Below are 10,711 nucleotides of genomic sequence, written 5' to 3' on the forward strand. Positions count from 1 at the left end.
TTCTTCAACTCGTCGAGAGATAGGCTCGCAATATATCTGTCGTCTATTTTTACTCCATCAAACATCGCATCTCTTGATGACATACCGAAGCGTGTAATAATACAGTCTTTAACACGTCCCTCATCTTCACGGACCGGCGTCAAGTTCACATACCCGCACGATTTCCCGTCCTTAACAAGACCTACTGTCTCGCCATAGACCAAGTACTGAAATTCCGTCAGAGCCGGATCGTTTATTACTTGCATCAAGTCCCCAAAATCATCGACCGTATTTATCTCTGACAAACGATTGCTTTCCACCCATTCCATCTGCCCCTCATCCGAAGACACGACATTTCCGCAATAATCGATTGCCTTGAATAGAAGAACAACATACCGTCCGTTTTTAATTGGAAATTGCTTCACGCCTACAAGTTGCGGATTCTTTATGTCCAGCCCCGTTTCTTCTTCCATTTCACGGATCACCGCATCGACAAAAGATTCTCCCGGTTCCACATGGCCGCCGGGAAGTGTATACCCCTGCCAGTCGTTTTTCGTTCTATTCTGAAGTAGCATTTTGTCCCCATCTGTGATGAGACATAGCACTGTCAATTCGACATTTTCTGTTCTGCTTATTTGACTTCCTCACTTCTTCTTTTTCTTCGGAACAGGAAGTTCGTCATACATCGCTTCCAGCAGTTCCCTCAGAAATTCCTTATTGTCCACATCGTCAACGAGCAACATTTCCTTTGCCCCGTCATACGGCAGTTCCATATCTGCATCTGGCATCATTGCCACAGCAGACTTCGTGGGCTTCACAAGGAAGCGGTCATCATAAATGCCGCCGACAACCTTGCCGCAATAGTAGCTGAAGATGTCACAGTCTCCTGCTTGCTGCAGGCCGTAAGAGTGCAAAGAACCACAAGGGCAAGCAGGAGTGATAATGTTTTCTTTCATATCGACATCACCCCCGCCCACCGATTAATCCATATTTATTTTCTTTGCTTCCTGCGAATTCGTTACCATGCCCTTATAAGCAAAACCATACAAGCCGGCAAAACGGGACATGGTAAACTCACATGCTTCAAGCTGCCATTTCTCCGGTGAGGCACCCTGCATGATGAAATACAGATTCTTTCCGCCAAACTCGCCCTGTCCGATCGGTCCGTAGCAACGGTCAAGGAAATTCCTCATTAAACCGCAGATGTTATGCCAGTACAGTGGCGAACCTATGACCACGGTATCCGCCTTGCGGATCGCATCAATAACTTCATTAAACTGGTCATCCGGATATTCCTGACCATAGGAATAGATTTTATAGTCGATGAGATTTAAGGTTGTGTACTCTTTTCCGGTAAGCAGTTCCTTCGCCAGCTTTGCCGTGTTGCCGTTCTTATTCGGACTTGCGTTGATAAACAAAATACTCATTTTTCGTTTCCTCCATTATTTCCTCACAGGAGAGCCGCCGAATACTGCCGACATCTCCATGTGATTCAGTTTTTCATCAATGCTTATGACCTCTTCCGCTGTCAGGGTGATCTCCACCGCACCAAGATTTTCTCTGATGCGCTCTACTTTTCTCGAACCGGGGATCGGAACGATATAAGGCTTCTTGCAGAGCATCCATGACAAGGAAATCTGCGCAGGTGTAGCGTTCTTTTCTTCCGCAAGATTTCTGATCAGCGAAAGAAGTTCTCTGTTCTGTTCAAACGCCTCATCAGAATACTGCGGCATAGCACTGCGATAATCCGCTTTATCAAACTGCTCACCCTTTGCAAAGGCATCGGACAGAATGCCGTTGGCAAGCGGAGAAAAGGCCACATATCCGATATTCAGTTCTTCCAGAACCGGGAAGAGGTTCTCATGCCATCTTGCCATCATGGAATACCGGTTTTGAATGCAGGTCACAGGACATACTTCATGTGCCCTTCGAAGATATTCCTCATTTGCCTCGGAAATTCCCCAGTGAAGTATTTTGCCTTCTTTTATCAGGCCAGACATGACGACCGCCACTTCTTCCGGCTCTACATTCGGATCGATGCGGTGCTGATAGTACAAATCTACGTGATCCATACCAAGCCGTTTTAAGCTGCCTTCGATGGATGCTTTTATCGTTTCCGGGTGTGAGTCCAGGACAAGTTGGCGGTTCTCATGCTTAACGCCGCACTTTGTGGCAACTTTTACCTGATTCCGATATGGAGCAAGCGCCTTTCCTACCAACTCCTCGTTGTTGTAGCTGATACTCCCATCTGCCTTTTCACCGATATAACATTCAGCCGTATCAAAGAAGGTATAGCCCATTTCCACAGCCTGCCGAATCGCGTTAATGGCTGTGTCCTCATCTGTTGCAGTTCCGTATGCGTGGGAAAATCCCATGCAACCCAGACCAATAGGCGACACCTCCAGGTCTTTTCCTAAGATTCTGTTCTTCATAAATACCTCCATCAATAATCTGTTGTTATGCTGTAGCTTTCTGTTTTCTCCACTTCTGCAAGGCGGCTCTTAAGCTCATCCCGGATAATCCGTACTGCGTCACTGCCGAGAGGCAGTCTCTTTGGAAGATTCCCTGACGATACCAACTCCACGATCAGTTTTCCGGCCTTATCAGGATCGCCCTTCTGGTCATGATTATTTACCATATTTTCAAGGCGCATCGAACCTACAGACGACGTATAGTCGGAAATCGCCAGACTCGCCCCATGCAGGGAATCATAGAATGATGTGCGAAATGCCCCCGGCTCACCGATGGGGAATGCAAGGTTCGGCTTCGTATCTTCCTCTCCCCAGACCTCTGCGATCATCGGGAAGGTACTCCAGGCCTTCGGCCACCCACAGTAAAATGCCAGCTGTGTAGCAATTTCGATTGCTTCTTCCTTTGTCACGCCATGCTCCTTGCCAAGGATCAGATGCTTTTCAGCTGCGGGTACAGCCCTGCGGAAAAGAGTGCCGTGATCGTGATCATACTGCAGTCACGGAGCGACAGCTGTGATTCCCGCGACCATACTTCTCCAAAAAGGACGTCGTCATTTAATTCGGCGAATTTAGGAGCCAGTTCTCCCAAATGTTCTCTGCCTGCTGTTTGCTTTTTCATATATAGAATTCCTCTATAGAATTCCTCGCTTTCTTCTGTGTCACATCTGGTCTTCCCAAAATGCCACGGCATCATCGATCCATCCCTCGGCAACAGTTCCTGTTCCAAGTCCGAATCCATGTGGCAGCCCGTCGTAGGAATGGAACTCCGTGGAAATGCCCATCTTAGACATGGTGTCCAGTCTTGATTTCATCGTCCGCCAGCTTGCGATACCGTCGCTTGTCCCTACGGCGCTGTAAGTCGGTGGCTCGTAGCCTGTCACTTCCGAAAGTCCGGTGTAATTTACGATGACAGCCGCAGGATGCGGATAGGCTTTCTCTCCGAAATACTCCGTACCGTATGTTCCTACCCAGTCTGCCATTCTTCCGCCTGCCGATCCGCCCCAAAGAGAGTAGCCATCCGTATCAACCTGAAGTTCATCTGTATGCCGGGAGATAAAGGCGATCGCTCTCGAAAGATCCTCGCAGGCCGTCTGTGCGCCAGGACGATAAATCAGCGCAAAGGCATTGTATTCCATCTTGGAAAGTTCCAACGCGTGGGGAAAGCTGTCGTGCATCGCACCAACGTAGGCAAAACCGCCGCCGGCGTTTACGATAGCGAACTTTGTGCCGGGATTTCCCTTAAAGAAGAACAAACCCGTATCTCTTTTCGCCGGATCTGCAGCCTTTTCCTCTTCCGTATAAATGTCATAAAAGATGGTGTCCCCGTTTTCCGCCTGATTTCTCATGTAATTGCAGATCTCCACTGTCTTATCGGAATCTATGTAGTTGTACCAGGTAAGCGACAGATTGCCGAGTGTGCTACCGCCATAATAGCCGGAGTCCACCGGAAAAATCAATCTGCCGCAATCGCCAAAAACGGGATCGTTTATCACATCTTCAATTTTTGTATTCGTTGTATAGTATTCTGTCATAGATTGTTCCTCTGTTTCCTTCTCTGTGTCAGGCATAAGGGACGCTTCATCTGTCTGTACATCCTCATTCAGTCTCGGAACAACCTCCACATCCTGTGAAGAGTCGGCACAGAAAGAGAAACTGACAGCTAAAACCATCATGAATATCAAAGCCAATACTCTCTTCATGTGCCTGTCCTCACTTTCTTACAGGTTCTTTCCGAAGAATGGAATAATATACTCAAATGCTTCGGAGACAACCGGAGCCAGATCGTACATATCAAAGTGGCTTGCTTCTGGGATTACATACATTTCCTTTGTATCTGTGGGAACGGCATTGAAAATTTCTTCAGAGGATGGCTTTGACCATGCATTTTCCGCCGTAATCACGCAGTAAGGTTTCTGCATATCCTTCATGATATTGGTGACATTGTACTTCACCAGCTCCAGCTGGCTCCATGCAACGACCTGATTTGACCAGCGGGGATGTTCTCTTGCGCTGTAATAATATGCTGCGCCCTCGTCAAAGGCTCTGGGCATGAAGTTCAGATACACCAGCCCGCCTTCGTCCTTGTCATAGGCTTCCTTGGCAGCCCTTACTTCCTCTTCCGGCTTAAAGAAGCCCATCATCGGGGAGGTGGAAATATCGGAAATCGCAGGAACAATAGCTGTAACCGCCTTGATACGAGGTTCCTTGACGCCTGCGACAGACATATAGGAGCCGGAGCCACAGATACCAAGTCCGCCGATACAATCCTTATCCACGCCATCCGGCAAACGAAGCAGTCCCGCCATCCTTGTGTTCAGTTCCTTGTTTACGAATACGACAGTGTACCTCCTGTTATTGTTTTGATTTAATAATTAGGTGGCTGTCAAACCACTTTAATGCTTTTCCAAGATAATGTCCGCAGAAAACGAACAGTCCCATAATCGCCATGTAATCCATGAAGAAAAAGATGATCGGTTCCGTAGGGTCTAAGAACAGAAAATGTGTCTGTAAAAACAGATACTCTCCAATCTGCCTCCGGATGAGCGCATATACGCCGTATGTCGCTATGGCGATCGCACCAACTCGCAGTATCCAACCAGTTGTTTTTTCCCTGTCTTTGCCTTTTTGCATCGCACCGAGCATCATATTCCAATGCAATCCCAGATGAAGCGACATCAGGATGTAGTTCAGGTACGCGCATACCATGTGTACGCTCCGGGCAATAGAAGCTTCCTGACTGAGGTTCAGGAACTTGTACAAATGCTGTGACAGGACGATCCCGCTGACCGCAGACGCAAAAACCGAAACAATCATTAGAAGTACCAGGACTGTCTGAAATATACGGAAAGCTCGGTACTTGCCTTTTAGAAGTCCGTCGAACCATCTGCGATTCAGAATATGATGAACGACAAACAACACAATCATCACAGTTCCGAGGATTTCGTGCGTCAACTCACCGATCAGCGAATATGCCATCAGCCCGATGAGCACAACAGTCATCGCGATATCTATTGTCATTCGCAGCTTCTTCATCATTGATTTCCTTTTCAGCATTTATTACTCATGTCCTCCAAAGAGCCAGTTCATGATGTCCTCTTCGCGGGCAAAGTATCCTCCGCCTCCATGCTGATCTCGAATGCCCCTCTCATCAAACCAGGTCTGATCTTTTAAATCCAGCACGACCAGCTTTTCAATCTGCTCATCGGTAAGGCCTTTGCCCCGGTAGATCTGTACGAGCTTTTCATAGGTTCCCTAACGGAGGAACTGCCGTAATAGCTATCGCTTTCACCGGTAACCATATACACAGGCGTCATTGCCTCTGCCAAAGGCGTAAGATCGCCGTCCCATTGTGAGGAGCAGTGCAGGAATGCCGTGTAAAGCTCCGGTGCCATCTCCATGACCAGGGACCCGGTCTCGCCTCCGCCGGAATAGCCGTTAAGATAAACCTTCTCGGAGTCAATGTTATAATGCCCTATCAGGTATCTGGTAAGTACAACTGTCTGTCTCGCAGATGTTTCTTTCCAGTCATTCATCTGCGGAGCGGCGATGATCATTCTCCCGTTATATTTCTGTGCGAGGGTTCCGTAATCTTCCGTCTGGATATTCGCGCCGACGCCTTGGAAATACAATCCTCCGTAACCAGGCAAAGTCACGAACAGCGCATATGATTCGGAGCCGTCGTAGCTCTCCGGCATGTACAGCCCGAAATGGATATCTCCGTCATTTTCACTGTGCAGTACATTGTCGAAGAGAAAGCCTCGAATATACTCGTCTCCGAAGTCGATTTCTGTCGGCGCCGGGATTTCGTTCTCCATGCCGATGACGCCGGTCTGCACGGAGTCAGTTATTTCAAGTCAAGCCCTCGTACCCATTCTCTGACGCTATCCTCGCTCGGCTTTTCATTGAAGCGTATACCTTCCATCCAAGTACCGGTTCCTGCCATCTTTTCCAGATTGGTTCCGCTGTCTCCCAGGCCTGAACTTGTGGAAGTGCAGAAGGGAATCACTGTTTTCCCGGTGAAATCGTTGTTTTTAATAAAGTTGTTTACCACCCAAGAAGCCTCGCGCCACCAGATGGGGTAACCGAACAGCACCACATCATACTCGTCCCAGTTTGGCACATCTGTAGAAACCAATTTGATATCTTGAAGTGAGGTGTCGTCATGCTCCTTATTTACCCGGCTTGAACGGTCTCTCCAGTTCAGGTCATCATCGGAGTAAGAATCGACAGGAACAATCTCAAAGGTGTCAGCTTTCAATTCGTCTGCAACAAAATCTGCAACTCTCTTCGTATTGCCGGAGCCGGAATAATAAACCACAATTGCTTTTCCGGTAAATTTCGTTTCGCTTTTTCTGGCAGATTCCGAATTGTTATTGTTTGAAGTTCCACACGCCACCAATGTAAGCATCATTACGATGGCTAATAGAACAGGCCATATTTTTCTCATTTTTAACCTCCCTGGCATATCAGGGCATACGCATCTCAGTAATCCAAACCCTGAACCCACATACGGACATCATTTTCCGAGCCGTCCACATTGCCACCGCGCATCGATAAGGCATCATCAGATCTGACGGTCGCACCGGTGGCCAAACGTTCTACTGTCGGCAGAGCATTCGCCCCATTTGAACTTCCTTCGTGAGAGAAAAACGGAATAATCGTCTTGCTGGAGAAATCGAAGTTTTCAAGGAATGTCCACATAGGCATCGGAAAATCGTACCACCAAACCGGAAAACCAAAGAATATGGTATCGTACTCTGACATCTGTTCCGTTTCAGACTGCACACTTACCGTCTGGTCGTTTATACCATCCGATTCAGTCTTACCGGAACTTTCGCACGCTGTCAGCGCAATGAGCATTACGAATGCGAGAATTACAGCGAAGAAACTTCTTTTATTTTTTTACCATGCCTTTTTCTCCTCCTCGCTCCTATGCTTGGTCTTACGCTCCTCGACCGTCTTCACAAACCACTCCACCATGTTAGGGTCATAGTGTGAGAAGAAAGAGCTCTGTTCCTTATCAAGCGAGGCGATCTTCGCCATATCCTCATCAGTAAGGGAAAAGTCAAACACATTGATGTTCTGAATCATACGCTCATAATGCGTGGACTTCGGAATCACCACCGTATTTCTCTGGATATGCCAGCGAAGGATGACCTGCGCCGTGGTCTTTCCGTATTTCGCACCGATCTCTGCAAGCGTCGGATCCTCAAACAGACCATTCTTGCCCTCACCGAACGGAGCCCATGCCTCGTGCTGGATCTGATACTTATCCATCCACTTTTTAGCTTCTGTCTGCTGATTATGCGGATGGGTTTCCACCTGATTCACCATCGGAGCGATACGGGCGAAAGACGCGATGTCTACCAGTCTGTCGGGATAGAAGTTGGAAACGCCAATAGCACGAAGCACGCCTTCCTCATACAGATCCTCAAGGGCATGCCATGCGCCGTAGTAATCCGAAAAAGGCTGATGCAAAAGCATCAGGTCAATATAATCGGTTTTCAGTTTCTTCAGAGATTCTTCTACAGACCTTTTGCAGGCATCATACCCGTAATGCTCCACCCACACCTTGGTGGTCAGGAATATTTCCTCACGGGGAACGCCGGACTTCTCGATTGCCGCACCGACCTCTTCTTCATTAAAATAACTCTGAGCCGTATCAAGGCTGCGGTATCCTGCTTTCAGCGCATCCAGTACGCATCTTTCGCACTCATCCTTTGTCACCTGATATACGCCATAGCCTAAGATCGGCATCTTGATTCCATTAGAAAGTGTTACATATTCCATCGTAAAGTCCTCCTGTCAAAAATAGCGGTTTATTCCTTAACCCTGTTTTAAGTATAAGAAAAAGAGACCTCAACCAGAAGTCTCTCTTTGGAACGAAGTTTATACCAAAAGGTATAAACTTAAACGATCTCTTCTAATGCTTTTAGGAATTGTTTCACTTTTTTATCCGGGGTTCTGGAGTACATCAAACCGTATGGCATATCATGCTTCCAGCCCATGCGGACAGTCTTTAGGAGTGGGTGTACTGTTTTCCATCGCTCAGTAGTAATAAGAAGCCTGCCGTCGTTCTCACATTCATTGAAAACACCTGTGCTATAGAGCGGAAAATCTACGATTTTTACCTGCGGATGATTGGCGACAAGGTATTTACGCAGTGCATCCATGCTGCCCATACTGCCCGGGGAGAGCATCATTAGTTCCTGCCCATACAGATCTTTGATTGTCAGGCGTTTTTTCTGTGCAAGAGGATGATTGACCGAAAAAGCCACGCATAGCTGGTCCCGGGTCAGTTCAATGCCATTACATTCGCGGTACTTTAACAGTTCCTCATCGAACAGACCCGCGACTACATCGATGGTTTCGCCGAGATTTTTCAGGATCATCCGGGCATTCTCAGGCGTATTATCGAAAGGTACAAGCTGGAATTTCAGCTCCGGCAAGATCTCGGACAGTTTCGGCCATAGTTCCACAAGTACTTCCGCAGGTGTCATAGGCGACGTGCCGATGCGGATAATGTGTCCGTCACTCTTCATGGAAGAGATGGCTCTTGATGCGGCTTCACGGCTCATCCTGATCAGTTCCGGCGCATCCTTCTTTAAGGATTCACCGGCTTTTGTCAGCTTTAACCCTCTGTGTGTTCTTTCAAAAAGACTAACGCCAAGTTCAACCTCTAAGAGATTTATCTGCTTGATGACCGCAGACGGCGTTATGTACCCGGCTTCGGCCGCTTTGGAGAAGCTCCCAAGCTCCGCCACCTGCAGGAATAAATCCAGATGTGGATCATACAGCATCGATCTCACCTAGTTTCTTGTTTTTTCGATTCACTATATGTGGAAGGAAGGTCACCTCACACCCTGCCAGAATAACTGCAAACATGTTAATCGGCGGATAAACAAAGATCGCAAGAACAATGCCAATTGCCTTAATGCTCAGGTCAGCCGCAACGATTTTCCGGTTACTATAGTCCAACGCGCTCGTCGAGCCATTAGCCCTTGTGACCGCTCGCGCAAGCGCCATGTTGGATAGTGAAACACATATCACCACCGTGCTGTAAAACATCTGTGCAAAAAGGCTTGTGAAGTGGTCACTCACAAAGTCTGTCACATACGGGAAGAAAGAGGCAAAAAACAGCATGATGATGCTCCACCAGATCACCTTGTTGTCTATCTTCTTGATCCTGTGCCAATGGTTATGCATATTCACCCACATGGCGCCAAGCCAGAAGAAGGAAATCGTATAGGAGAAGAAATGCGACCTGAGTGCCCAAAACGATGCCCAGTCAGCTGCCTCCGGTTTCTTCAGTTCCAGCACCAATATTGTCATGATGATCGCCAATATCGCATCCATAAATGCGCTGAGTCTTTCTTTGCTCATTCTTCAGTAGCCCCTTTCCTCTTCACATAGACAAGCTGGATGTCGTAGCCCAGCTTGTCGAGCATATCCACAAAGACCTTATTGATGATGCCCTCTTTCTTGTTTATCAGCCTACTAACATACGGTGCGGAGGTGCCAACCATCTGCGCCAGCTGTGCCTGTGTGACACCTTCTTCCAGACATTTTACTTTTACATCGATCTCAAGATTGTTCTTAATCATATCTTAGCTCCATTTCGTGCAATCTTATTTCACTAATTGGATATTTTATTATATTATAAATTCATGAACATTTCTATCATCAAGCAAAAAAAAGAGCCTGTGAACACTGTAGTGTATCAAGACATTTGTGACAATGACTCATGCAGAATGAGCTAAGAAGAATTCTGTCACCAAATCATTGGGTGATTTAAATCCAAGTGTTCGTTGTACGATGTTGTTATAACGGCTAATATACCGTTTATGAGCCTTGCAAAGTACTTCTATTGTTCTAAAGCTACGATGATAAAAGCTCTCTCCGGCTCTTCTGTGGCTACGCTCAACCTTGCCGTTTTGCCACGGTGAGAATGGTCGGGTCGTTTTATGCTCTATCTTTAGCCACTTCGCCACCACATCAAACTGACAGATTCGTTCACTGCTTCCCATATTCGTAAACTCTCTGCCATTATCTGTTTGTATCGTGCTTATCTTAAATCCCATCTTGGATTCCAACGTTAACAAGAACTCACTCGTATGGGTAACGCTTTTTTCATCAACTATAGCCGCCACTCGTTTCCTTGAATATTCATCAATGGCTGTAATCTGATAGTACTGCGTCTCATTCGGGTTTTCCTCGATACATTTCCGGGGAACATATTTTATATCCACTTGTACCTTCTC

The 10,711-nt window shown here is 47.1% G+C and carries 18 protein-coding genes; all 18 read right to left on the reverse strand.

Annotated elements, in window-relative coordinates:
• Window positions 1-554: 8-oxo-dGTP diphosphatase (locus tag RYL27_RS08845; RefSeq protein WP_314966641.1), on the reverse strand; the 554-nt coding region annotated here is incomplete at its 3' end.
• A gap of 69 nt (window positions 555-623) precedes the next feature.
• A complete protein-coding gene (locus RYL27_RS08850) occupies window positions 624-935 on the reverse strand; it encodes a transcriptional regulator (protein WP_314966642.1) in 312 nt (103 codons plus the stop codon).
• Between the two features lie 24 nt (window positions 936-959).
• Window positions 960-1,406 (reverse strand): flavodoxin family protein, encoded by a 447-nt coding sequence (locus tag RYL27_RS08855; protein WP_314966644.1) that lies wholly within the window; start codon window positions 1,404-1,406, stop codon window positions 960-962.
• Window positions 1,407-1,421: 15 nt separating this feature from the next.
• The gene (locus tag RYL27_RS08860; protein ID WP_314966646.1) at window positions 1,422-2,411 is read right to left on the reverse strand and encodes an aldo/keto reductase; all 990 of its coding nucleotides are present in this window, start codon (window positions 2,409-2,411) and stop codon (window positions 1,422-1,424) included.
• Window positions 2,412-2,422: 11 nt separating this feature from the next.
• Window positions 2,423-2,779, reverse strand: coding sequence for a hypothetical protein (locus tag RYL27_RS11430; protein WP_331667062.1), 357 nt, complete (start codon window positions 2,777-2,779; stop codon window positions 2,423-2,425).
• Between the two features lie 101 nt (window positions 2,780-2,880).
• Window positions 2,881-3,069 carry a hypothetical protein gene (locus RYL27_RS11435; RefSeq protein ID WP_331667063.1) on the reverse strand — a complete coding sequence of 63 codons (189 nt, stop codon included), beginning with the start codon at window positions 3,067-3,069 and terminating at the stop codon, window positions 2,881-2,883.
• 40 nt (window positions 3,070-3,109) lie between these two features.
• Window positions 3,110-4,150 (reverse strand): alpha/beta hydrolase, encoded by a 1,041-nt coding sequence (locus RYL27_RS08870; protein ID WP_314966647.1) that lies wholly within the window; start codon window positions 4,148-4,150, stop codon window positions 3,110-3,112.
• Between the two features lie 18 nt (window positions 4,151-4,168).
• The gene (locus tag RYL27_RS08875; protein WP_314966649.1) at window positions 4,169-4,756 is read right to left on the reverse strand and encodes an alpha/beta hydrolase; all 588 of its coding nucleotides are present in this window, start codon (window positions 4,754-4,756) and stop codon (window positions 4,169-4,171) included.
• Window positions 4,757-4,802: 46 nt separating this feature from the next.
• Window positions 4,803-5,486: a DUF4405 domain-containing protein gene (locus RYL27_RS08880; protein ID WP_314966650.1), complete on the reverse strand. Its 684-nt coding sequence runs from the start codon at window positions 5,484-5,486 to the stop codon at window positions 4,803-4,805.
• A gap of 21 nt (window positions 5,487-5,507) precedes the next feature.
• On the reverse strand, window positions 5,508-5,630 hold the full coding sequence (locus RYL27_RS08885; RefSeq protein ID WP_314966652.1) for a hypothetical protein: 123 nt from the start codon (window positions 5,628-5,630) through the stop codon (window positions 5,508-5,510).
• Entirely contained in the window at window positions 5,618-6,265 is a 648-nt protein-coding gene (locus RYL27_RS08890; protein WP_314966653.1) for a prolyl oligopeptidase family serine peptidase, read from the reverse strand. Before RYL27_RS08890 ends, RYL27_RS08885 begins: the two co-directional genes overlap by 13 nt.
• A 29-nt stretch (window positions 6,266-6,294) precedes the next feature.
• Window positions 6,295-6,846 (reverse strand): flavodoxin, encoded by a 552-nt coding sequence (locus RYL27_RS08895; RefSeq protein ID WP_314966655.1) that lies wholly within the window; start codon window positions 6,844-6,846, stop codon window positions 6,295-6,297.
• 86 nt (window positions 6,847-6,932) lie between these two features.
• Complete coding sequence (locus tag RYL27_RS08900; RefSeq protein ID WP_442945756.1) at window positions 6,933-7,310, reverse strand: flavodoxin; 378 nt, start codon at window positions 7,308-7,310, stop codon at window positions 6,933-6,935.
• 42 nt (window positions 7,311-7,352) lie between these two features.
• Window positions 7,353-8,240 carry an aldo/keto reductase gene (locus tag RYL27_RS08905; protein ID WP_314966659.1) on the reverse strand — a complete coding sequence of 296 codons (888 nt, stop codon included), beginning with the start codon at window positions 8,238-8,240 and terminating at the stop codon, window positions 7,353-7,355.
• 119 nt (window positions 8,241-8,359) lie between these two features.
• Entirely contained in the window at window positions 8,360-9,250 is an 891-nt protein-coding gene (locus RYL27_RS08910) for a LysR family transcriptional regulator (RefSeq protein ID WP_314966662.1), read from the reverse strand.
• Entirely contained in the window at window positions 9,240-9,833 is a 594-nt protein-coding gene (locus tag RYL27_RS08915) for a TMEM175 family protein (protein ID WP_314966663.1), read from the reverse strand. The genes RYL27_RS08910 and RYL27_RS08915 overlap by 11 nt, the downstream gene beginning before the upstream one ends.
• Entirely contained in the window at window positions 9,830-10,054 is a 225-nt protein-coding gene (locus RYL27_RS08920; RefSeq protein WP_314966665.1) for a helix-turn-helix domain-containing protein, read from the reverse strand. Before RYL27_RS08920 ends, RYL27_RS08915 begins: the two co-directional genes overlap by 4 nt.
• Before the next feature lie 138 nt (window positions 10,055-10,192).
• The coding region (locus RYL27_RS08925) for a DDE-type integrase/transposase/recombinase (protein WP_314966667.1) at window positions 10,193-10,711 on the reverse strand (519 nt) is incomplete at its 5' end.

Source organism: Oribacterium sinus (genome assembly GCF_963537195.1).
GTDB lineage: Bacteria > Bacillota > Clostridia > Lachnospirales > Lachnospiraceae > Oribacterium > Oribacterium sinus_A.